18 protein-coding genes are annotated in these 22613 nt (G+C 60.4%); 13 read left to right on the top strand and 5 right to left on the bottom strand.

The window, feature by feature from the left end:
• Positions 1-25: 25 nt before the first annotated feature.
• The 6 genes from LOY43_RS13365 (at position 26) to LOY43_RS13340 (ending at position 5760) form a co-directional block, all read left to right on the top strand.
• Positions 26-340: a DUF2934 domain-containing protein gene (locus tag LOY43_RS13365; RefSeq protein ID WP_258709825.1), complete on the top strand. Its 315-nt coding sequence runs from the start codon at positions 26-28 to the stop codon at positions 338-340.
• Between the two features lie 226 nt (positions 341-566).
• Positions 567-2726: a glycogen debranching protein GlgX gene (gene glgX, locus LOY43_RS13360; protein ID WP_095126261.1), complete on the top strand. Its 2160-nt coding sequence runs from the start codon at positions 567-569 to the stop codon at positions 2724-2726.
• 1 nt (position 2727) lies between these two features.
• Positions 2728-3726: an acyl-CoA dehydrogenase family protein gene (locus LOY43_RS13355; protein WP_258709930.1), complete on the top strand. Its 999-nt coding sequence runs from the start codon at positions 2728-2730 to the stop codon at positions 3724-3726.
• Complete coding sequence (locus LOY43_RS13350) at positions 3723-4481, top strand: PIG-L deacetylase family protein (protein ID WP_095050730.1); 759 nt, start codon at positions 3723-3725, stop codon at positions 4479-4481. Before LOY43_RS13355 ends, LOY43_RS13350 begins: the two co-directional genes overlap by 4 nt.
• A complete protein-coding gene (locus LOY43_RS13345; protein WP_095050729.1) occupies positions 4478-5077 on the top strand; it encodes an SAM-dependent methyltransferase in 600 nt (199 codons plus the stop codon). The genes LOY43_RS13350 and LOY43_RS13345 overlap by 4 nt, the downstream gene beginning before the upstream one ends.
• Positions 5074-5760 carry a glycosyltransferase family 2 protein gene (locus LOY43_RS13340; RefSeq protein WP_095126260.1) on the top strand — a complete coding sequence of 229 codons (687 nt, stop codon included), beginning with the start codon at positions 5074-5076 and terminating at the stop codon, positions 5758-5760. Before LOY43_RS13345 ends, LOY43_RS13340 begins: the two co-directional genes overlap by 4 nt.
• A gap of 9 nt (positions 5761-5769) precedes the next feature.
• On the opposite strand, the gene LOY43_RS13335 is transcribed toward LOY43_RS13340, so the two are convergent.
• A complete protein-coding gene (locus LOY43_RS13335; RefSeq protein ID WP_156685515.1) occupies positions 5770-5913 on the bottom strand; it encodes a hypothetical protein in 144 nt (47 codons plus the stop codon).
• Positions 5914-5916: 3 nt separating this feature from the next.
• On the opposite strand from LOY43_RS13335, the gene LOY43_RS13330 reads away from it, so the two are divergent.
• From LOY43_RS13330 to LOY43_RS13315, 4 genes are all read left to right on the top strand, one after another.
• The gene (locus tag LOY43_RS13330; RefSeq protein WP_095050759.1) at positions 5917-6675 is read left to right on the top strand and encodes a PIG-L deacetylase family protein; all 759 of its coding nucleotides are present in this window, start codon (positions 5917-5919) and stop codon (positions 6673-6675) included.
• A gap of 194 nt (positions 6676-6869) precedes the next feature.
• Positions 6870-7652 (top strand): endonuclease/exonuclease/phosphatase family protein, encoded by a 783-nt coding sequence (locus LOY43_RS13325; RefSeq protein WP_095050727.1) that lies wholly within the window; start codon positions 6870-6872, stop codon positions 7650-7652.
• Positions 7653-7844: 192 nt separating this feature from the next.
• Positions 7845-10355, top strand: a complete 2511-nt coding sequence (locus tag LOY43_RS13320) for an autotransporter outer membrane beta-barrel domain-containing protein (protein WP_258709824.1) — start codon at positions 7845-7847, stop codon at positions 10353-10355.
• Positions 10356-10676: 321 nt separating this feature from the next.
• Positions 10677-11744: an autotransporter outer membrane beta-barrel domain-containing protein gene (locus LOY43_RS13315; RefSeq protein WP_258709823.1), complete on the top strand. Its 1068-nt coding sequence runs from the start codon at positions 10677-10679 to the stop codon at positions 11742-11744.
• A gap of 124 nt (positions 11745-11868) precedes the next feature.
• Here LOY43_RS13315 and glgB read toward each other — a convergent pair whose 3' ends face one another.
• The 3 genes from glgB to LOY43_RS13300 form a co-directional block, all read right to left on the bottom strand.
• A complete protein-coding gene (gene glgB / locus LOY43_RS13310) occupies positions 11869-14100 on the bottom strand; it encodes a 1,4-alpha-glucan branching protein GlgB (protein ID WP_095050725.1) in 2232 nt (743 codons plus the stop codon).
• A gap of 2 nt (positions 14101-14102) precedes the next feature.
• Positions 14103-17444 (bottom strand): maltose alpha-D-glucosyltransferase, encoded by a 3342-nt coding sequence (gene treS, locus LOY43_RS13305; protein WP_095126257.1) that lies wholly within the window; start codon positions 17442-17444, stop codon positions 14103-14105.
• 147 nt (positions 17445-17591) lie between these two features.
• Entirely contained in the window at positions 17592-19589 is a 1998-nt protein-coding gene (locus LOY43_RS13300) for an alpha-1,4-glucan--maltose-1-phosphate maltosyltransferase (protein ID WP_095050723.1), read from the bottom strand.
• Between the two features lie 217 nt (positions 19590-19806).
• Here LOY43_RS13300 and LOY43_RS13295 point away from each other — a divergent pair, with 217 nt between their 5' ends.
• Positions 19807-19965, top strand: coding sequence for a hypothetical protein (locus LOY43_RS13295; protein WP_003224520.1), 159 nt, complete (start codon positions 19807-19809; stop codon positions 19963-19965).
• Between the two features lie 125 nt (positions 19966-20090).
• On the opposite strand, the gene LOY43_RS13290 is transcribed toward LOY43_RS13295, so the two are convergent.
• Entirely contained in the window at positions 20091-20603 is a 513-nt protein-coding gene (locus tag LOY43_RS13290; RefSeq protein WP_258709822.1) for an MgtC/SapB family protein, read from the bottom strand.
• Between the two features lie 124 nt (positions 20604-20727).
• Between LOY43_RS13290 and LOY43_RS13285 the strand changes: the two genes are divergently transcribed.
• A complete protein-coding gene (locus tag LOY43_RS13285) occupies positions 20728-20976 on the top strand; it encodes a DUF3203 family protein (RefSeq protein WP_095126256.1) in 249 nt (82 codons plus the stop codon).
• A 195-nt stretch (positions 20977-21171) separates the two neighbouring features.
• Positions 21172-22602, top strand: a complete 1431-nt coding sequence (ccoG, locus tag LOY43_RS13280; protein ID WP_095050720.1) for a cytochrome c oxidase accessory protein CcoG — start codon at positions 21172-21174, stop codon at positions 22600-22602.
• The last annotated feature ends 11 nt before the right edge of the window (positions 22603-22613 follow it).

The following is a 22613-nucleotide window of genomic DNA, read 5'->3' as shown; positions in this document are numbered from 1 at the left end:
ATGAGTTCAGTTCAGGAGCATTGCGATGAGTACCGACGATAAACGCATCCGCGAATTCGCCTATCAAATCTGGGAATCGGAAGGTAAGCCCGAGGGGCATGAAGAACGCCACTGGGAAATGGCGCGCAAGCTCGCCGAAGCGGAAGCGCTGGCACCGAAGAAACCGCCGAAAGCGGCTGGCAGCAAACCGGCTGGCAAGACAGCCGAGGCCAAGGCCCCGGCCGCCAAGCCGAAACCACCGGCCAAAGCCAAACCGGCCAGCGCCGCCAAAGTGATTCCCCCGGGCGAAAAGCCTGCCGAGAAAAAGCCTCGGGCGCCGCGAAAGCCTTCGGCGATCTGATGCTCTAACCGGATTAATGAACGTTATTAACGTGTGGCGGGTTCGCTCGCCACCGAGGGCTCACTCGCCCTGAAGAAACCCACCAATCCCCTGTAGGAGTGAGCCTGCTCGCGATAGCTATCTGACATTCAACATTGATGTCGCCTGATAGACCGCTATCGCGAGCAGGCTCACTCCTACAGGGGGATGTGTAAGCCCAGAAATTACCCGTTTTGCAGGAGCAATCATGACCCGTCCAAAGAATGCCGAGCCCACCGCGCACGCCGAGCCGTCGAGAATCCGTGAAGGCCTGCCCTTCCCGCTCGGTGCGACCTGGGATGGTCTGGGGGTGAACTTTGCTCTGTTTTCCGCCAACGCCACCAAGGTCGAACTGTGCATCTTCGACGATGCCGGCGAAGTTGAACTCGAACGCATCGAACTGCCGGAATACACCGACGAGATCTACCACGGCTACCTGCCTGATGCGCACCCGGGGCTGATCTACGGTTACCGCGTCTACGGCCCGTATGACCCGGCCAACGGCCACCGCTTCAACCACAACAAATTGCTCATCGACCCGTATGCCAAACAATTGGTCGGCCAACTGAAATGGTCGGAAGCGTTGTTCGGCTACACCATCGGCCACCCCGACGCCGACCTCAGTTTCGATGAACGTGACAGCGCGCCCTTCGTGCCCAAATGTAAAGTCATCGACCCGGCGCACACCTGGGGCAACGACCACCGCGTCAGCGTGCCGTGGGACAAAACCATCATTTATGAAACCCACGTGCGCGGCATCAGCATGCGTCACCCTTCGGTACCGGAGAACGTACGCGGCACCTTTGCCGGGCTGATGGTCGACGACGTGCTCGAACACATTCGCAAGCTCGGCGTGTCTACCGTCGAATTGCTGCCGATTCATGCCTTCGTCAATGACCAGCATCTGCTGCACAAAGGCATGACCAATTACTGGGGTTACAACAGCATCGCGTTCTTCGCCCCGGACCCGCGCTACCTGGCCAGCGGCAAGATTGCCGAATTCAAGGAGATGGTCGCGCACCTGCACGAAGCCAACCTCGAAGTGATCCTCGACGTGGTCTATAACCACACCGCCGAGGGCAACGAACAAGGCCCGACTCTGTCGATGCGCGGCATCGATAACGCCTCGTATTACCGCTTGATGCCCGACGACAAGCGCTACTACATCAATGATTCCGGCACCGGCAACACCCTCGACCTGAGCCACCCGTGCGTGCTGCAAATGGTCACCGACTCGCTGCGTTACTGGGCCAGCGAGATGCACGTCGACGGTTTCCGTTTCGACCTGGCGACAATTCTCGGCCGCTACCACGACGGTTTCGACGAGCGTCACAGCTTCCTCGTTGCTTGCCGTCAGGACCCGGTGCTGCGTCAGGTGAAGATGATCGCCGAGCCATGGGACTGTGGCCCCGGTGGTTATCAGGTCGGCAACTTCCCGCCGGGCTGGGTCGAGTGGAACGACAAGTTCCGCGACACCGTGCGCGCGTTCTGGAAAGGCGACGACGGCCAGGTTGCCGATTTCGCCAGCCGCATGACTGCCTCCGGTGAGATGTTCAACCAGCGCGGGCGGCGGCCGTACTCCTCGGTGAACTTCATCACCGCCCACGACGGTTTCACTCTCAACGACCTGGTCTCTTACAACGACAAGCACAACGAAGCCAACGACGAAAACAATCAGGACGGCAGCAACAACAATCTGTCGTGGAACCATGGCGTCGAAGGCCCGACCGACGATCCTGAAATCAATGCCCTGCGCCATCGGCAGATGCGCAATTTCTTCGCCACCCTGCTGCTCGCCCAAGGCACGCCGATGATCGTCGCCGGTGATGAGTTCGCCCGTACCCAGGACGGCAACAACAACGCCTATTGCCAGGACAGCGAGATCGGTTGGGTCAACTGGGACCTGAGCGAGGACGGCAAGGCATTGCTGAAATTCGTCAAGCGCCTGATCAAGCTGCGCCTGGCTTATCCGATCCTGCGTCGCGGCCGCTTCCTGGTTGGCGAATACAACGAGGACATCGGCGTCAAGGACATCACCTGGCTGGCGCCGGATGCCACCGAGATGACCACCGAGCATTGGCACGATGCGCACAACCGCTGCCTGGGCATGTTGCTCGACGGCCGCGCGCAGGAAACCGGGATTCGCCGCAAGGGTGCGGATGCGACGCTGCTGCTGGTGGTCAACGCCCATCATGACATCGTCAACTTCACCCTGCCGGAAGTACCGGAAGGCAGTTTCTGGACCTGCATGATCGACACCAATCAGCCGTCGATCCGTGGTCAGGAACGCTTCGATTTCGGCCACGAATACTCGGTCACCGGGCGCTCGCTGCTGCTGTTCGAACTGCAACGTGATGAAGAAGACTGATATGGACCTGCACCGTTATCTGAGCCGACGACCAACGGATTATCCGCACACCGCAGCCCTCGGCGGGTGCCTGCGGGCGCTGGTCGAGGCCGGGCTGGATCGTCTGCCGTTACCGGGCAGTGGCCGCACGCTGGAGCGCTTTCAGCAGTTGGCGGAAGTCGGCGGGCATGACCTGGGTCTGTGCAAACTGTTTGAAGGCCACACCGACGCGCTGGCGATCATTGAACAACTCGGCGGCTCACCTACGCCGGGCAGCACTTGGGGCATGTGGGCAGCGGAGCCACCGCAAGCACGAGTCAAAGTCAGCCCAGTCGGGCACATGGTCGCGCTGCATGGACGCAAGGCATGGTGCTCCGGCGCCGCCGTGCTCAGCCACGCCTTGCTCACCGCCTGGGATGGCGACGATCAGCAGCAACTGGTCGCCGTCGCCCTCGACCAACCGGGCGTCACCGTCACCGAGCAAGGCTGGCAAGCGGTGGGCATGGCGGCTACTGGCAGCGTCGAGGTGCTGTTCGACGGTGCCGAAGCGCAGGCCATTGGCAATCCCGGCGACTATCTGCAACGCCCGGGTTTCTGGCAGGGCGGGATCGGAATTGCCGCGTGCTGGTACGGCGCCGCACGGCAAATCGCCGACGCGTTGCGCATCCAGTGTGAGCAACGCCCGGAACCGCACGCCCTCGCCCATCTCGGCGCGGTCGATAGCGCCTTGCAGGCCGCGGCGGATCTGCTGCGCTTCAGCGCCTTGCACATCGATGCGCACCCGGAAGACAACGCCGAATTACTCGCCCGTCGTGCCCGCGCGGTGGTCGAGCAGTCGGCTGAACAGGTGATGCGTGAGGTCGGGCGCGCCCTCGGTGCCGGGCCGTTTTGCAAGGATCGCCACTTTGCCCGGCTCAGCGCTGATCTGCCGGTGTTCCTGCGCCAGAGTCATGCCGAACGGGATCTGGCCGCGCTCGGGCAAATGGTGGCCGGGCACTCCGCGGAGGCATGGGCGCTATGAAAACCAATCCGATTGTCGGCCAGGGCACCAGCCTGCACCAATGGCAGGCTTCGCGGCATCTGGCGGAACTGGATAGCATCGACATCCTCAGTCTGGTGCCTCCGGGCGCGCGGGCGGTGATTGTCGCGCCGCACCCGGACGACGAAGTGCTCGGTTGTGGCGGTTTGCTGCAATTGCTCGCTGAGGCCGGTCGGCCTTTGCAACTGATGTCGGTCACCGACGGCAGCGCCAGTCATCCCGGTTCAAGTCGCTGGCCGGTGGAACGTCTGAGCGTGGTGCGTCCACAGGAATCGGCCGAAGCGCTGCGTCGTCTCGGTCTGCCGATGCATCGGGTGAAGTGGCTGCGCGGTGGCTTCAGCGACACCCAGGTGGCGGCTCAGGAAGCGGAGCTGGTCGATTTCATCGAACGTCATCTGCGTCCCGACGACGTGCTCTTTACCACGTGGAGCGAGGACGGACATTGCGACCACGAAGCCGTCGGCCGCGCCAGTGTCGAGGCTGCCCGTCGCGTCGGTGCGACTTGCCATGAACTGCCGGTGTGGACCTGGCACTGGGCAACTCCGGAAGACGCCTTCGTACCGTGGCAACGCGCACGCAAGATTCTTCTGACGCCGGCGCAAGTCGCGCGCAAACGCCACGCGGTGCACGCTTTCGCCAGTCAACTGGAAGGCGATCCTGACGCCGGACTCGGTCCGGTGCTCGCACCGTATGTGCTCGATCGCCTCTTACAGCCCTTCGAAGTGGTGTTTCTATGAGTGTCGAGGATCGCTATTTCGACGGTTTGTTCGCCGGCAACGATGACCCATGGGCGTTCCGTGAGCGCTGGTACGAGCAGCGCAAACGCGCGATCACCCTCGCCGCCCTGCCGCGTCCGCACTACCGGGCAATCTTCGAACCGGGTTGCGCCAACGGCGAGTTGAGCGCCGAACTGGCCGCGCGTTGCGATCGGTTGTTGTGCTGTGACACGGCCAGTGCGGCAGTGACTCTGGCGCGCACGCGGTTGAGCGTGTTCGACCACGCCGAAGTGCGGCAAAACCGTCTTCCGGGCGACTGGCCGGAGGAAAAATTCGACCTGATCGTATTTAGCGAGATCGGCTACTACCTGGATAGTCAGGATCTGACAGAAGTGATCCGTCGAGCCAGTGATTGCCTGACTGCCGACGGCCAGTTCCTCGCCTGTCACTGGCGTCCGCCCATTGACGGCTGCCCGCTGAATGCGCGGCAGGTTCACGACCTGATTCACGAAAAACTGCATCTGCCCCGTCTGGTCTTGCATCAGGAAGCGGACTTCATCCTTGAGGTGTGGAGCCGCGAACCGCGCTCGGTGGCGGCACTGGAGGGCTTGCGATGATCGGCATTCTGATCCCGGCGCACAATGAGGAAGACTTGCTCGACGACTGCCTGAGCGCGGCCATGCGCGCCAGCCGCCACGGTTTGCTGGCCGGTGAAAAGGTTGAAGTGTTGGTGGTGCTCGACAGCTGCACCGACCGCTCGGCGCAGATTGTCAGTCGCTATCCGGTGCTGAGCCTGCACATCGACGCACGCAATGTTGGCCAGGCCCGGGCGGCCGGCGCGCAGCTATTGCTGGAGCGCGGCGCGCGCTGGATCTCTTGCTCGGACGCCGACAGCCGCGTGGCCGACGACTGGCTGGTAGCGCAACTGGGGTTGGGCGCGGACGCGGTATGCGGTACCGTCACGGTCGAACGCTGGCACGAGTCGTTCGATGAAGCGGCGCAAATCCGCTATCACCGGCATTACCATGCCAGCGATGGCCATCGGCATATCCACGGCGCCAATCTGGGCATCAGCGCCGACGCCTATCGCTGGGCCGGGGGCTTTAAACCGCTGGCCTGCGACGAAGATGTGCAATTGGTGCGGGAGCTGGAACTCGACGGCGCGAACATCGCCTGGAGCCATCGCCCGCAAGTGCTCACCAGCGCGCGGTTCGACAGCCGTGCGCGCGGTGGCTTTGGTGACTATCTGCGAAACCTGGCACAGATGGAGCAAAAAAAAGCGGATCAGATTGATCTGTGACGCGACGAACTACGCTTCATGAGCAATACTCTGCTGCGCGGCAATCCAGGGTTCGGAGCGTCGCTGGGCAATCAACCAGCCTTCACGGGTCGGCGGCGTCTGGCAATCACCGCCAAACGCACGACTGAGGGCGAAACAACACAAGGACGTCACACCATGAAACCGTTAACCCTCAGCGACAGCAGTTCGTCGGCGCAAATCTGGAACAGCGCCCCGCAACTGGACAACATTCCGGTCATCAATACTTTAAGTCTGGTACCCGCCGGCGCTCGCGCCGTGGTCATCGCGCCGCATCCGGGCGATGAAGTGGTCACCTGTGGCGGTCTGCTGCAATTACTCTCCAGCCTCGGTCATCCGTTGCAATTGCTCTCGATCACCGATGGCAGCGCCAGCCACCCGGGTTCGCGGCAATGGTCGGAAAAACGCCTGAGCGTGTTCCGCCCGCAGGAAAGCGTCGAGGCCCTGCGCCGTCTCGGCTTGCCAATGCACAGCCTGAAATGGGTGCGCGGTGGTTTCACTGACAACGCTCTGTGCGAACAGCAAGCGCAAGTGACCGAATTCATCAGCCGCTACCTGCGCCCAGGCGATGTGGTGTTCAGCACCTGGCGCGGCGATGGCAACGACGACCATGAAGCGGTGGGTCGGGCCAGCGCGCATGCAGCGGAACAAGCCGGGGCGACCTTCCACGATGTACCAGTCTGGGCCTGGCACTGGCCCGAGCGCGACCAGCAACTGATCCCTTGGGAACGCGCGCGCAAACTGCGCCTCGACACCTGGACCGTCGCGCGCAAGAGCCACGCCACCCATGCTTACGCCAGTCAGCTCAAGGGTGAACCGGCGATTGGTATTGCACCGATGCTGCCGCCGGTGATTCTCGAAAGAATGCGCCTGCCCTACGAAATCGTGTTTGTCTGACGCCGTTTCGGGTGGGAGCGAGCCTGCTCGCGAAAGCGGTGGTTCTACCAACTTATGTATTGGATTTACCGACGCCTTCGCGAGCAGGCTCGCTCCCACAGGAATTGGGTTGTCATCAACCATGATTTGCAAGGAACTGCCGCACCTCGCCATCAGTCGCATGAATAAGCGGCCCGCAATCCAGAGGAGTGAACGTGTCCAGCGAACCCAAGCGTCATGTTGCCGACGCGCCTGTCATTCATCGTCTTAGGGTGCTGACGGTCAACACCCACAAAGGCTTCACCGCGCTTAACAGGCGATTCATCCTGCCGGAGCTGCGCGAAGCGGTGCGCAGCACCTCGGCCGATCTGGTGTTTCTGCAAGAAGTGGTGGGTGAACACGAACGGCATTCGAACCGTTACAACGAATGGCCACAAACCTCGCAATACGAATTTCTCGCCGACAGCATGTGGAGCGATTTCGCCTACGGGCGCAATGCCGTTTACCCCGACGGCCACCATGGCAATGCCCTGCTGTCGAAATACCCGATCCGTGAATACCGCAACCTCGACGTGTCGATCACCGGCCCCGAGCGCCGTGGACTGTTGCACTGTGTGCTCGACGTCCCGGGTCACACCGAGGTCCACGCAATCTGCGTGCACCTGAGTCTGCTCGAAAGCCACCGGCAATTACAGCTGCAACTGCTCTGTCAATTGCTCGAATCGCTGCCCGACGATGCCCCGGTGATCATCGCCGGCGACTTCAACGACTGGCAGTTACAGGGCAACGCCGCCCTCGCCCGTCGTGACTACCTGCACGAAGCGTTCGAGCGCCACCATGGGCGCCCGGCCAAGACCTACCCGGCGCGGTTTCCATTGCTGCGACTGGACCGGATCTACCTGCGCAATGCCAGTAGTCATGACCCGCAGATCCTCGGCAACAAGCCGTGGACGCATCTGTCCGATCACCTGCCGCTCGCGGTAGAGGTGCATCTGTAAGCGCATTTCTGACAAGACCGTCCGTCAGCCATGCTTGAACCGCGAGGAAATTCATCTACACCTAAAAAAGCTCAAGGAGTAGCGCATTCAATCCGTTAGATCATGGACTTGATGTAAGGCATCAACTGTAAACGATGCCTAGACCATGACACGCTCAGGGATGAATTCCCGAATTCGCCGTAGGGAATGACCATGCCGCGCTACTCCACGCACTTGCTGACATTACCGCACGCCTTGCTCCTGCCTGCTTCCTTGCTGATTTTGACCAGCCACCCCGTTTCAGCGGCCTGCACGCTCGTGCCCGGGCCGGGCAATGACAATTTCACCTGTGACAGCGGTACCAGCGGTTCGCTGACGGATCTCGCCGGCAACAACAGCCTGACATTCGCCGCTAACGGCAGCGGTCAGATCAATGGCAGCGTGACCTTCGGCGCTGGAGCCGACCGGGTCGAAATCAACTCCGGCGTGATTACCGGCGCGGTCAATCAGGGCAACGGTATCGATGACTTTGTCATGACGGGCGGCTCAATTGGCTCGTTGGCTCAAGGCGACAGCCGCGATACGTTCTTGATGAACGGGGGCATCATCGTCGGCGCCTTTGAGGATGGCGACGTCGCGCGCATGACGGGCGGCACCATCGGCCGCGTGGACATGAAACTCGATAACAATATTTTTGACCTGTCGGGCGGGCAGATTATTGGCAATCTGGTCACCGGTTTCGGCACTGACACCATTATCGTTTCCGGTGGCCGCATCGGCGGCAACATTAGTGTCAGCGGCGGCAACGACAGCATCACGGTGAGCGGTGGGGAAATCGTCGGCGAGGTTCGCGCCAGCGTGGGTGATGACCGTTTGCTGTGGGATGGCGGCGGCATTATCCGTTCGACGATCCTCATGGACGTCGGCAATGACACCGTCACCCTGCGCAATCTCGACGATAATATTCTTGCGCTGACGCCCAGCGTTAATGGCGGCGTCGGTAGCGATACCCTGTCACTGGATAACACCCGCACGGCCCTGCCCGCGAGCTTCATCAATTGGGAAGCGGTGAGTCTGGTTAATGGCTCGCAACTCGATCTGGGGTCGTCAGGACTGGTGCTGGGGGACGCCGGCACCGGCAGTGGCGTGTTGAACATCGATACCCGCAGCACATTGTTTGCCACACAAGGTACGGTGGCATCGGCGGTGGCGGGTCAGCCAGTGACGCTGAATAACGCGGGGATCATCGATTTGACCCGCAATAACAGCCGCACTGACGATACGCTGACCGTACAGGGCAACTACGTCGGTAACAGCGGCCAGTTACGCTTGCAAAGCTTGGTCGGTGGCGATGATTCACCGAGTGACAAACTGGTGGTCAACGATGGCAGCTTAAGCGGCGGCACGGTGATCACGGTCAGCAACCTCGGCGGACTAGGCGGCCTGACCGAGGTGAACGGCATCCAACTGGTGCAGGCGCAAGGCAGCACGCTGAGCAGCAATAACGCCTTCACCCTCAATGGCCCGGTGTCGGCCGGAGCTTACGATTACTATCTGTTCAAAGGAGGTGTCACTGCCGGCACGGAAAACAGCTGGTATCTGCGCTCCGCCATCGTTGCGCCGCAGCTGGTGAGCGCTCCCAACCCCGATCCAACGCAGCCGCCCATCCTGGTGCCGGTGGTCGCTACCCCCGTAGCGGCGGCGACGCCGGCCGGGAGCCCGCCGTTGCCGGTATTGCCCGCAGCCGTTGCGGGAGCCGAACCGATCCCTTTGTATCGCCAGGAAGTCCCGACTTGGTCGGTGTTGCCGCCCGCTGCCGCGCAACTGACGCTTAACGCCCTGGGCACCTTTCATGACCGTCAGGGCGATCAACGCCTGCTCGCGGAAACCGGTGCATTCGGCGCCGGATGGGGCCGTGTCTATGGTAAAAATCTCGAGCAGACCTGGGCCGGCACGGTCACGCCGCGACTGGATGGCTCGCTCAATGGCTTTCAGGTCGGCAACGATCTGTACAGCTCGCAGACGTCCGGCAGCCTGAATCAGCGCTTGGGTTTCTTTGTCGGTCACAGCCGCTTGCAAGGTGATGTCGACGGTTTCAACGAAGGCTTTCAGCACAACAGCGCCGGCAAGATCAAACTCGAGGGCGACAGCTATGGCCTGTACTGGACGCTGACGGCGCCCACCGGCGGGTACCTCGATACCGTGGTAATGGGCACTCGCTTCGACGGTGACAACCATTCCGATCGCGGGGTAAAACTGGACAATCGCGGGCACGCCCTGACGTTGTCCACCGAGGCCGGTTACCCGTTGCCGATCAATGACACCTGGGTGATCGAGCCGCAGGCGCAGCTCATCCATCAGAAAATCTCCCTCGACAGCCAGAACGACGGTATTTCACGCGTCTCGTTTGATTCCGACGGCGCCTGGACCGCTCGCCTCGGCGCACGCCTCAAAGGTCGATATCAGGTCAGCGGCCTTCCTGTCGAACCGTACCTGCGCGCCAATGTGTGGCATACGTTTTCCGCTACTGACTCGGTCACGTTTGGCGACAACGATGTGATTTCCAGCGAACGGAAATCCTCGACAGCGGACATCGGCCTGGGCGTAGTGTTGACCCTTGATCGCGCGGTCAGTGTGTACGCCAGTACCGATTACACCAGCAATATTGACAGCAATGACGTGCGCGGCGTGGTGGGCAACCTGGGCATTCGCCTCAGTTGGTAGACCTTCCGTCGACAATTTAAACTCTCTACCTTGCGGCTCTCAATGCGTTCTTCCATACAAACAACCACTTAGTTATGTGCAGAAAAACAAACGCTTGCAAAGCCTGTTTTGCCACTACCGCTCATCGTTCAATTTCTTGACGGCGGCGCGCGACTCTTCTTATCTCTACCTTACTACCCCCGGAATCACTACCGGGACGAGCCTTCGGACACTCGCGAAATCGAGCGGCCACGGTTCGCCCCGCTCCATTCGGTCGCCCCTCGTTCGGGGTAGGAGAGACGCCACATCGAGATGCCGCATGCGCCTGCAAGGTAGACCTCCATGAGAACTTCAATCACCCCACACGAGATCAAAATCACTTTCTGCACAGTGTCGAGTTCTATCTTGCTGTGCTCATCCATGGAGGCGCAGGCCGGTCCTGCGGCGGATGAAACGACCCCGTGGTACCGCGCGGATGTGCCCGTGATGACGTTGCCCGCCACCGTCATCACCCCCGGCCCGCAACGCTTCAGCCCACGGCCCGATCTGCAGGGCACACGCTTGATTACCGAAGACCTCGCACCGTCGGCCTGGGACGAGTTGTACGGTAGAAGCGCCCGTCAGGCGCAAACCGATGTGCTGTCGTCAGGCTACGCAATGCCCGGCAGCGGCGACTTCAAAGGGCCAGCCGTGTTGACTCTGCAAAGTGGTAGCCATACCCAGAAAATCGGACTGATCGGCGGCGTCAATCAGATTCAGGCCAATGGCAATGGTCCACTTACCAGCCGCGCCTTGGCAGACCCGAACAGTGACACCCTCAATCTGCAAGGCCAAAGCCTTGGCGCTTATTACAGCCTGATCGGTGCCCAGGGCTGGCACGTGGATTTATCCGCCAGTGGCGGCCGGGTCAGCGGCTTCAGTCGCAACGGCCAAGGCGCGCGGCAAGCCACAGAAGGCAGTGCGATGACCTTCTCGGTCGAAGGCGGCTTCCCGATTGGCTTGAGTGAAAACTGGGTAGTGGAACCCCAGGCGCAATTGATCAATCAGCGCATCACCCTCGACACGCCCTACGCCGGTTCGGGCAATGCCTCTTCCTCCGATCTGACGGCGTGGAGCGGTCGCGTCGGCGCACGGTTGAAAGGCAGTTACGATTTGAATGGTCTGCCGCTCGAACCTTATGTGCGCACCAACCTGTGGCACACCGTTTATACCGGCAGCACGGTGACGCTGGATCAGGTCGACAAGATCAGCAGCAGCCGCAAGTCATCCACCGTTGAGTTAGGACTGGGGCTGGTGGCGCGGGTAACGCCTGTGGTGAGTCTGTATGTCAGTGCCGATTACAGCAGTGATGTCGATGACAATGATTTGAACGGGATCATTGGCAGCCTTGGGGTGCGGATGCGCTGGTGAGCGTTGAGCCGGATTTTGGAGGTGTCTGAACTGGCGCCTTCGCGAGCAGGCTCGCTCCCACATTTGGAATGTATTTCCCCTGTGGGAGCGAGCCTGCTCGCGATGGCAGCGACGCGGTCTCGGATCAGCCCTCTGGCTTGAGGATCAACACCGCCAACGGCGGCAGATTCAGCTCCAGCGACAACGACTGGCCATGACTCGGCACTTCCTCGGTAAACGCCCCGCCGCCATTGCCGTAATTGGAACCGGCATAGGTGTCGGCATCGCTATTGAGCAATTCAGTCCAGCGACCGGCAAACGGCACACCCACGCGATACGCCTGACGCGGCACCGGCGTGAAGTTGGCCACCACCAGCACCGGTTTACCCTCCTTGCTCCAACGCAGCCAGGCATAAACGCTGTTGATCGCATCGTCACCGATCAACCACTGGAAACCCTGCGGCGCGTCGTCCTGATCGTGCAGCGCCGGCTCTTCGCGATACAGCCGATTGAGATCGCCGACCAGTTTCTGCACGCCCTTGTGCTCAGAATACTGCAGCAGATACCAATCCAGTTGCTGATCGTGATTCCACTCGCGCCACTGGCCAAACTCGCAGCCCATGAACAACAGCTTCTTGCCCGGGTGCGTCCACATAAAACTCAGATACGCGCGCAGGTTGGCGAATTTTTGCCAGCGATCGCCGGGCATCTTGTCGATCAGCGAGTGCTTGCCGTGCACCACTTCATCGTGGGAAATCGGCAGGATGAAACGCTCGGACCAGGCGTAGACCAGACCAAAACTCAACTCATTGTGATGATGCGCGCGGTACACCGGATCCTGCTGAATGTAATGCAGCGAATCGTGCATCCAACCCATGTTCCATTTGTAGGCAAAACCGAGACCGCCCTGCTGCGTACTTTGGCTGACACCCGGCCACGCAGTTGATTCTTCAGCGATCACCAGTGCGCCCGGCGCTTCCAGTTCGACCACGTCGTTCAAATGCCGCAAGAAGTCGATGGCCTCCAGATTTTCCCGGCCGCCATGGCGGTTCGGCACCCATTCGCCAGCCTTGCGCGAATAGTCGCGATAGAGCATCGAGGCCACCGCATCGACGCGCAGGCCGTCGACATGGAAATGCTTCAACCAGTGCAACCCCGAAGCGAGCATGTAGCCATGTACTTCGGTGCGGCCGAGGTTGTAGATCAGCGTGTCCCAATCCTGATGAAAACCTTCCAGCGGGTTGCCGTATTCGTACAGCGCGGTGCCGTCGAACTGGGCGAGACCATGAGTATCGGTTGGGAAATGCGCCGGCACCCAGTCGAGAATCACGCCGATCTCGGCCCGGTGGCAGGCGTCGACGAATTCAGCGAACTGCGCCGGCGAGCCGTACCGCGCACTCGGGGCGAATTGCGAGAGCAGTTGATAACCCCAGGACCCACCAAACGGGTGCTCCATGATCGGCATCAGTTCGATGTGAGTGAAACCCAGTTCCTTGACGTAGGGAATCAAGCGTTCGGCGAGTTCCGGCCAGGTGTACTGGCGGGCGACTTCACCGAGATCATCCAGTTCGCACTGCCACGAACCGGCGTGCAGTTCGTAAATCGACAGCGGCGCGGAATGCTTCTGGCGGTCACGGCGGCTGCTCATCCACTCCTGATCCTGCCAATCGATCTGCAGTGGCTCAGCGACTTTCGAGGCGGTGTCCGGCGGCAGACTGGTGGCCAGCGCCATCGGGTCAGCCTTGAGCGGCAGGATCCCGTGAGCGCCAAGAATTTCATATTTGTACAGCTCGCCTGCTTGCAGGCGCGGGATGAACAATTCCCAGACCCCGGACGGATGCCGCAAGCGCATCGGATGGCGGCGGCCGTCCCAGACGTTGAAATCCCCCACTACGGATACGCGCCGGGCATTCGGCGCCCACACGGCAAAACGCACACCGTCGACGCCATCAACGGTTTTCAATTGCGCGCCGAGACAGGCGCTGAGATCACGGTGATTGCCTTCGGCGAACAGATACAAATCCATTTCACCGAGTAGCTGGCCAAAGCTATAAGGATCCTCTGCAACCTGTTCGCCGCCGGCCCAGCGCGTGCGCAACTGATACGGCCGCGCCTGATCGAAATGGCCGACAAACAGCCCCGGCGTTTCGGTTTGCTCCAGCGGACCGCGTTCTTCACCGCTGTCCTTGTCCAGCACCACGACACTCAGCGCTCCGGGCAGATAAGCACGAATGAACTGCCCGCCAGCGCCATCGCCGTGCGGGCCGAGAATGGAAAAAGGGTCGTGATGTTCAGCGCGGACCAAGGCATCAATATCTTTCGCCGAGGGCAGCAATGTTTCTTTAACCGCACCCTGTTCCTTGTTCGAGAAACTCATGACTACTCTCCACCAAGATCGGAAAAGGGTTTAAGCCCCGTCAATAACCCATACAAACCGTGCAACGGCACGGGCAGCCACGTGGGGCGATTTTCGGCTTCATAGGCCACTTCATAGGCCGCCTTCTCCAGGCCGAACAACGCCAGCGCGGCGTCGGCACCTTCAGGATCTTGCCAGGCATGATCAAGACTAGCTGCCGCGCGGCGATATGCCTGAACAAATGCCTCGCGGGCCTCACGCAGATAGCGCTCGGCGACTAGACGCCGCGCCGTTTCAGACTCGGCGCTGTGGTCAACGTTGTGCACGTTGATGGTCATTGCGGCCGCATAATCGAAGGAGCGCAGCACGCCGCTGACATCCTTGTACGGACTGTGTTTGCCACGACGCTCGCCCAGTGGCCGCGCCGGTTCACCCTCGAAGTCGATCAAGTAGGCATCGCCTTTGATCACCAGCACCTGGCCCAAATGCAGATCGCCGTGGACGCGAATGCGCAAACCGCCGACGGCTTTTTTCGCCAGATCCTGCACATGCGTGAGGATGGTTTTCTTCTCGTCGATCAGGCGTTTGACCAGTTTCTGATCCGCCGCATTGAGTTCGCCCTGATGCTGCTTGAGCAGTTTCAGCGCGTGTTCGACCTGCGCCACAACATCCTTGCCGGTGGCCTGCATGTCCTTGGCCGTCGACACCTGTGGGGCGAAGTCGGCATTGTCGGTGGGCGCGGCGAGCACCTTGTGCATCTCGCCCAGACGCTGACCGAGCATGCCAGCAAAATCCTTCAGCTCACTGAGGGCGTTGTAATGCTGTTCCTGTTCGGACATGGCATCGGCCAGCTCATCGCGCAGCGCCCGTTCAAGGTTGTTCTGCGTCCATTCCCAGGCGTCGCCCTGATTGCTCAGATAGCCTTGGGCGATCATCAGCAGATTGTCTTCGCCCTTGGCATCGCGGCGAATCACCGAGCCGAGCAGCGGAGAGATATTGGCAAATCCGGCCTCGGTCAGGTAAGCGCTCATCTCCAGTTCCGGGTGTACGCCAGAAGCGACTTTGCGTATCAGCTTAAGTACCAGGCTATTGCCGATCACCACCGAACTGTTTGATTGCTCGGCAGACAGATAACGCACTTCCGACTCGGCACTGAGGCCAAGCGTTTCCAGATGCGGCGTCGGTGCAAAGCGGATTTCGCCTTCGCTCGACTCCAGCACGGCGTTGTTCTGCATGCCTTGCAGCACCGCACGAATAAACGTTTCAAGGCTGAACGCGTCAGTAATCAAGCCGACCTGTCGCACTCGGCGTACACGGGACAAGGCCAATTGCTGCGGCAACGCCGGGCCGACCTGATCTTCGGAAATAAAGCCGAACGGCAACTGATAACGACTGGTCTGCCCGCCACTGGTGACTTCGATTTCGCTGAGCAGCACCGGATGCTGCGCATCGCCGAAACGCACGCCGTAGGCCAGATGCACCTTGTCGATGGCCGCGTCCTTGCCGGCGAACCAGCGGCGATTCTGCAGCCAGCTCGGCAGGATGCTTTGCTCCAGCGTCGTGCGCGACGGCGCTTCGAGCAATTCTTCCATGCGCTTTTTCAGCACTAGGGTGGTGAAGTCCGGCAGGCTTTGCGCCGGCTCCACGTGCCAGCTCGGCATCTGATTTTCCGCCGCCAGTGCAAACCAGTAGAAACCGTACGGCGCTAACGTCAGAAGAAAATTCAACTGGCCGATCGGCGGGAAGGCGTTACCGCCGAGCATCTCCACCGGCACCATGCCGACGTAGGCCGACAGGTCCAGCTCCACTGCTTGCGCACTGCGCGAAACGTTGGCCACGCAGAGAATGATTTCGTGTTTGCCATCGGCATCGGTGAATTCACGGGTGTAGGCCAACACGCGACGGTTGTTCGGCGAGAGCATTTTCAACGTGCCACGGCCGAACGCCTTGGACTGTTTGCGCACAGCGAGCAAGCGTCGGGTCCAGTTGAGCAGCGAATGCGGATCGCCGGACTGGGTTTCGACGTTGACCGACAGATAGCCGTATTGCGGGTCCATGATCGGCGGTAGCACCAGGCTGGCCGGATCGGCACGGGAGAAGCCGCCGTTGCGGTCGATCGACCACTGCATCGGCGTACGCACACCATCGCGGTCGCCAAGGTAGATGTTGTCGCCCATGCCGATCTCGTCGCCGTAATACAGGGTCGGCGTGCCCGGCATCGAGAGCAGCAGGCTGTTGAGCAATTCGATGCGGCGGCGATCACGCTCCATCAACGGCGCCAGGCGACGGCGAATGCCGAGGTTGATCCGCGCGCGACGGTCAGCAGCGTAGTAATTCCATAGATAGTCACGTTCTTTATCGGTGACCATTTCCAAGGTCAGCTCATCGTGGTTGCGCAGGAAAATCGCCCACTGGCAGTTGGCAGGAATTTCCGGGGTCTGGCGCAGAATATCGGTGATCGGGAAGCGATCTTCCTGAGCCAGGGCCATGTACATGCGCGGCATCAGCGGGAAGTGAAACGCCATGTGGCATTCGTCGCCATTGAGGCCCGCCGCATCGGTATCACCGAAGTACAGCTGAGTGTCTTCGGGCCACTGGTTGGCCTCGGCGAGTAGCATGCGATCGGGGTAATTGGCGTCGATCTCGGCGCGGATCTGCTTGAGGACGTCGTGGGTTTCCGGCAGGTTTTCGTTATTGGTGCCGTCACGCTCGATCAGGTACGGAATCGCGTCGAGGCGCAGGCCGTCGATGCCCATGTCCAACCAGTAGCGCATCACCGAAAGCACGGCTTTCATCACTTGCGGATTGTCGAAATTCAGATCCGGTTGGTGCGAATAGAAACGGTGCCAGAAGTACTGGCCGGCGACCGGGTCCCAGGTCCAGTTGGATTTTTCCGTATCGAGGAAAATGATCCGCGTGCCGTCGTATTTCTGATCGTCATCCGACCACACGTAAAAGTCCCGCGCCGCCGAGCCGGGCTTGGCCTTGCGCGCACGCTGGAACCACGGGTGCTGGTCGGAGGTGTGGTTGATGACCAGTTCGGTGATCACCCGCAAGCCACGCTTGTGCGCCTCGGCGATAAAGCGCTTGGCGTCGGCCATGGTCCCGTAATCGCTGTGCACGCCACGGTATTCGGCAATGTCATAGCCATCGTCGCGACGTGGCGAGGGATAGAACGGCAACAGCCAGATGGTGTTTACGCCGAGGTCAGCGATGTAATCGAGTTTGGCGATCAGGCCGGGAAAGTCGCCGATCCCGTCATTGTTGGAGTCGAAAAACGATTTGACGTGAACTTGATAGATCACCGCGTCCTTGTACCAGAGCGGGTCTTTGATAAAGGTGGCTGCCTTGGGTTTCTTCGCCATGTGAAACTCCTGCTGAATGCTTTAAAAGCGCCCCACGATGATCGTTCCCCCGCTCCGCGTGGGAATGCCGCCATGGACGCTCTGCGTCAGTTTCTGGGACGCGGAGCGTCCCGGGATGCGTTCCCACGCAGAGCGTGGGAACGATCATTACGTAGCGGTAATTCGCCAGATGCCGAATGGCTGGTACGCCGGGTCGATGCGCATGAACTGATACTTGCCGTGCCAGTCCCAGCGATGCCCGTTCATCAAGTCTTCGCCATGGGTCGTCGCATCGTCGGGCAGGCCCATTTCCCACAGCGGCAGTTCGAAATTCGCCTCCTGCACGTTGTGCGGATCAAGGCTGACCGCGACCAGAATGAAGTTGCTGCCGTCAAAGCTGCGCTTGCCGAAATACAGAATGTTGTCGTTCCAGGCGTTGTAGACCTTCAGACCCAAATGCGTGTGCAGCGCCGGGTTCTGCCGGCGGATGCGGTTGAGCTGGGCGATCTCGGCAATGATGTTGCCCGGCGCGGTGAAGTCGCGGACGCGGATCTCGTACTTCTCCGAGTCGAGGTATTCCTCTTTGCCCGGCACCGGTGCCGACTCGCACAACTCGAACCCCGAATACATGCCCCACAAGCCTGAACCCATGGTCGCCAGCGCCGCACGGATCAGAAAACCCGCGCGCCCGGATTCGTGCAGGAATGCCGGGTTGATGTCCGGCGTGTTAACAAAGAAATTCGGCCGGTAGCATTCGCGCCACGGCGATTCATTCAGCTCAGTGAAATACGTCGCCAGCTCAGCCTTGCTGTTGCGCCAGGTGAAATAGGTGTAGCTCTGCGTGTAACCGACCTTGCCCAGCCGCGCCATCATCGCCGGCGTGGTGAACGCTTCGGCGAGGAAGATCACTTCCGGGTACAACGCGCGAACATCGGCGATCAACCATTGCCAGAACGGCAGTGGTTTGGTGTGCGGATTGTCGACGCGAAAGATCTTCACGCCCTCTTCGACCCAGCCAATAACGATGTCGCGCAACTCGACCCACAGGCTCGGAATGGCGTCCGGCGCATAGAAGTCGACGTTGACGATGTCCTGATATTTCTTCGGCGGATTCTCCGCGTATTTGATCGTGCCGTCCGGGCGCCAGTTGAACCAGCCCGGATGCTGCTTGAGCCACGGGTGATCCTGGGAACACTGAATGGCGAAGTCGAGGGCGATTTCCAGACCGTGATCGGCGGCGGCAGCGACCAGTCGACGGAAGTCCTCGCGAGTGCCGAGTTGCGAGTGAATGGCTTCGTGGCCGCCCTCCTCGCTACCGATGGCATAAGGGCTGCCGGGATCATCGGGGCCGGCGGTCAGGGAATTGTTGCGCCCCTTGCGATGGGCGCGGCCAATCGGGTGGATCGGCGTGAAATAGAGCACGTCGAAGCCCATGTCCTGAATCATTGGCAAACGCGCGTGCACATCGTTAAAAGTGCCATGACGGTGGGGATCGTCGGTGATCGAGCGCGGAAACAGTTCGTACCAACTGGCAAATTCGGCCAGTTCGCGTTCGACGTCTACCGGGAATTCCGGACTGACGCTCAGGTAGGCACGGTGATCGGCCTCAGCCATCAACTGCGCACTGCGCGAGTGCAGGAACAGCGCGACCTGCTCGGTTTCGAGCAGCCCGGACAATTCATGGTGCAACGCGGCGAGCTGTTCGCTGAGCTGACCTTCGCTGCGCTCGGCGGCCTGTTGCACCATGCTCCGGCCTTCCTGCAACTCCAGCGACACCGGTACAGCAGCATTGTGTTTCTTCTCCAGTTCATACTGAAAACTGGCGAATTGGTCGATCCACGCCTCGATGCAATAGAGGAAGCGCCCTTGGTGTTCAGGGCGGAACTGGCCTTGCCAGCCGTTATTGCCCTGATCGGTCATGACCTCGCTTTGCCAGGTGTCTTCGCCTTCCTCGCGCCAGCGGATGCGCACCGCGAGTTTGTCGTGACCGTCGGCAAACACCTTGCTGGTGACCACCACCTCACGGCCGGCAATCGACTTCACGGCGAACTGCCCGCCATCGAGGGTCGGCATGGTGTTTTCGATGGCAATGCGCGGCAGCAGCAACGCCTGCGACAGCGGCATGTGCGGGTTGTAGCTCAGTTCAGAAGGTCTTTCAGCAGTCATTGAGCATCTCTCCTTAACGCCCCAAGGACGCTCTTGTGCCGGATCAGTGTTCACAACGAAGCGCCTGCCCCGAAATGAACTCACTTAGGTTCCGAGCGACCGGCGCCGGGAAAAGTTCAGATGAAATTGCCGTGTCAGAAAAGCGGATCGAATTGCGTGCAGGGTGGTCAATCCACTTAAGCACTTCTCACGCCATGTGCCACACGGAGGTCATCAGATGAATATCCCGATCCCGGCCGAAACGCCCGATCCGAACATCGACAAACCCACGCTGCCCGAGACCGAGCCGCAGCCAATTCCCGAGCAGGAACCACCCGGCACCACGCCACCGCCGAAAGAAGAACCACCAACGACGATGCCACCAGTCATCGTCTAACTGATCATTCCCACGCTCCGCGTGGGAATGCAGCCCAGGACGCTCCGCGTCCCAAAGCGGACGCGGAGCGTCCATTGAGGCATTCCCACGCAGAGCGTGGGAACGATCACCGTGGCAACGATCAGTCAGTGATCATCAGTCTTCTCCTCTTCTTTTTCGAAGAGTTTTACGATGCGCGGCATCACGCTGAAAATCCCCAGCGCCAGTAAGGTACTGAGCAGCGCCGTGGCTTCCCGGCCAAGGCCGGCAGCGACACCAATGGCCGCCGTCATCCACAGCCCGGCAGCCGTGGTCAGGCCTTTGACATGGCCTTCATCGCCTTCCTTGTTTTTCAGAATAGTCCCGGCACCGAGAAAGCCGATCCCGGCAATCACCCCTTGCACCACGCGACTCATCGCATCCGATTCCGCCCCCGACGTCTGCGGCACCAGCACAAACAGCGCGGCCCCGAGCGCCACCAACATATGCGTGCGCACCCCGGCAGCCTTGCCCTTGTGCTCGCGTTCAAAACCGAGAATGCCGCCCAGAATGGCGGCCATCAGCAGGCGCACGGTGATGCGCGTCAATTGCGACGCATCCGCGACGTCGGCGAATTCCGCCTGCAGGGTTTGCCACACTTCATGCCACCACGCGTTCATCGTGCAGTCCTTGTTATTGGGTCTATAGAGGATGGACAGCGACGACCATTAATCAGTTGCGCAGAACGATCAGCGCAGCGTGCGCCCTAACATTTCAGACACCCCTGAAAAAAGGACTGCCCTCATGCCCGTTCGAGTCGATCAATCCAACCCCGAACAGAAAGTGTGTTTTTTCACCGTTGAACATGGCGAGGAAATTCGCATTTGCGACACCCTGGAAGTCATGACGGATAGCGAAAAATCCATGTCATTCGTGGAAATAGAAGGCCGGCGCGTTTACATCAGCGAAAAAGAAGCCGATGCCTTGACCGTTGCCGGTGCCAAGGACGGTCGCAAACACCTGAAAGCCGACGACAGTGATTCGGTGATTTGACTGACCCTGATCAACACCCCGCGCAAACGTCTGCGATAGGCGTTTGCGCCTTTGCCTGCGGGCTGCTTCAAGTTGTCGCAGGCGTTGCGCAGAATCGCATCTGATCCGCTTTTTATTGAAATAGCTGAGTCTGTTATGCAAACAGATCGACGCTCATAGTGCTCTGGCCTGATGGAGGCTGATGAGCGAATAACCATGAGCGAACAAATCCCCGTCCGAACCGTAGAAGCATCTCCAACTATCAAAAGTGTGCCCGCACGCCCAATGAAGGCGACGGCCAAGTCCAGCGACAACCAGATCCACACCCGCAGCTTCACCGGCCTGTTCCGCACCTTGCGCATGAGCGGCGCGGGATTTCTGTTCGTGCTGTTTTTCGGCACCGTGTGGCTGAACTGGGGCGGACGTCAGGCGGTGCTCTGGGACCTTTCCGAAAGCAAATTCCACATCTTCGGCGCGACGTTCTGGCCGCAGGATTTCATCCTGCTCTCGGCGCTGTTGATCATCGCCGCATTCGGCCTGTTCGCCATCACCGTGTTCGCCGGCCGGGTCTGGTGCGGCTACACCTGCCCGCAGAGTTCGTGGACGTGGATTTTCATGTGGTGCGAGAAGATCACCGAAGGCGAGCGCAACCAGCGCATCAAATTGCAAGCCGCACCGTGGAGCCTGAACAAACTGGCACGGCGTGCAGCCAAGCACACCTTGTGGCTGGCGATCAGCGTGCTGACCGGCCTGACCTTCGTCGGTTACTTCACCCCGATCCGGCCACTGGCCGAAGAACTGCTGACCCTGCAAATTGGCGGCGTCAGTCTGTTCTGGGTGCTGTTTTTCACCGCCGCCACCTACATCAACGCCGGTTGGCTGCGTGAGGCGGTGTGCATGCACATGTGCCCGTATGCGCGGTTCCAGAGCGTGATGTTCGACAAGGACACCCTGGCGATTTCCTATGACGTCGCCCGTGGCGAAAACCGTGGCCCGCGCAAACGCGACGTGAAACCGCTCGAGGCCGGCCTGGGTGATTGCATCGACTGCCAGTTGTGCGTACAGGTCTGCCCGACCGGCATCGACATCCGCGATGGCCTGCAGATGGAATGTATCGGCTGCGCGGCGTGCATCGACGCTTGTGACTCGATCATGGACAAGATGAACTACCCGCGCGGCTTGATCCGCTACAGTTCCGAGCGCGAACTGCAGGGTGGCAAAACCCACCTGCTGCGGCCGCGTTTGATCGGTTACACCGTGGTGCTGGTGGCGATGATCGGCGCATTGGCATTGGCGCTGGTCGAGCGGCCAATGGTCTCGCTGGACGTGACCAAGGATCGCGGGTTGTTCCGCGAGAATGGTCAGGGCCAGATCGAAAACATCTACACCCTCAAAGTCATCAACAAGACCCAGCAGCGCCAGGACTACAACCTGAGCCTGGTGGATGGCGACGGCTTCCAGTTGCAGGGCAAGACTGAACTGAGCCTGGCCCCGGGGGAAATTGTCGATGTGCCGGTGTCGGTGGCGATGACCACGGAACGCCCGGCCAGCAGCTCGCAGACCTTGAGTTTCAAGATTGTCGACAGCGATGAGCCTGAGGTTTACAGCGTGGCGAAGAGCAGGTTTGTTGCGCCGATGAATCGCTGAGCCGTTAGAAT

This window comes from Pseudomonas sp. B21-041 (genome assembly GCF_024748675.1).
GTDB classification, from domain to species: domain Bacteria; phylum Pseudomonadota; class Gammaproteobacteria; order Pseudomonadales; family Pseudomonadaceae; genus Aquipseudomonas; species Aquipseudomonas neuropathica.
This window is presented reverse-complemented; position numbering and strand designations above follow the sequence as displayed.

What these genes read in the sequence shown, in the direction of transcription:
- glgB (WP_095050725.1), bottom strand. Translation starts at nt 14,100, where the DNA reads ATGAGTTTCTCGAACAAGGAACAGGGTGCGGTTAAAGAAACATTGCTG.
- LOY43_RS13320 (WP_258709824.1), top strand. Translation starts at nt 7,845, where the DNA reads ATGCCGCGCTACTCCACGCACTTGCTGACATTACCGCACGCCTTGCTC.
- LOY43_RS13285 (WP_095126256.1), top strand. Translation starts at nt 20,728, where the DNA reads ATGCCCGTTCGAGTCGATCAATCCAACCCCGAACAGAAAGTGTGTTTT.
- LOY43_RS13300 (WP_095050723.1), bottom strand. Translation starts at nt 19,589, where the DNA reads ATGACTGCTGAAAGACCTTCTGAACTGAGCTACAACCCGCACATGCCG.
- LOY43_RS13340 (WP_095126260.1), top strand. Translation starts at nt 5,074, where the DNA reads ATGATCGGCATTCTGATCCCGGCGCACAATGAGGAAGACTTGCTCGAC.
- LOY43_RS13355 (WP_258709930.1), top strand. Translation starts at nt 2,728, where the DNA reads ATGGACCTGCACCGTTATCTGAGCCGACGACCAACGGATTATCCGCAC.
- LOY43_RS13365 (WP_258709825.1), top strand. Translation starts at nt 26, where the DNA reads ATGAGTACCGACGATAAACGCATCCGCGAATTCGCCTATCAAATCTGG.
- LOY43_RS13330 (WP_095050759.1), top strand. Translation starts at nt 5,917, where the DNA reads ATGAAACCGTTAACCCTCAGCGACAGCAGTTCGTCGGCGCAAATCTGG.
- ccoG (WP_095050720.1), top strand. Translation starts at nt 21,172, where the DNA reads ATGAGCGAACAAATCCCCGTCCGAACCGTAGAAGCATCTCCAACTATC.
- LOY43_RS13290 (WP_258709822.1), bottom strand. Translation starts at nt 20,603, where the DNA reads ATGAACGCGTGGTGGCATGAAGTGTGGCAAACCCTGCAGGCGGAATTC.
- treS (WP_095126257.1), bottom strand. Translation starts at nt 17,444, where the DNA reads ATGGCGAAGAAACCCAAGGCAGCCACCTTTATCAAAGACCCGCTCTGG.
- LOY43_RS13350 (WP_095050730.1), top strand. Translation starts at nt 3,723, where the DNA reads ATGAAAACCAATCCGATTGTCGGCCAGGGCACCAGCCTGCACCAATGG.
- LOY43_RS13315 (WP_258709823.1), top strand. Translation starts at nt 10,677, where the DNA reads ATGAGAACTTCAATCACCCCACACGAGATCAAAATCACTTTCTGCACA.
- glgX (WP_095126261.1), top strand. Translation starts at nt 567, where the DNA reads ATGACCCGTCCAAAGAATGCCGAGCCCACCGCGCACGCCGAGCCGTCG.
- LOY43_RS13345 (WP_095050729.1), top strand. Translation starts at nt 4,478, where the DNA reads ATGAGTGTCGAGGATCGCTATTTCGACGGTTTGTTCGCCGGCAACGAT.
- LOY43_RS13295 (WP_003224520.1), top strand. Translation starts at nt 19,807, where the DNA reads ATGAATATCCCGATCCCGGCCGAAACGCCCGATCCGAACATCGACAAA.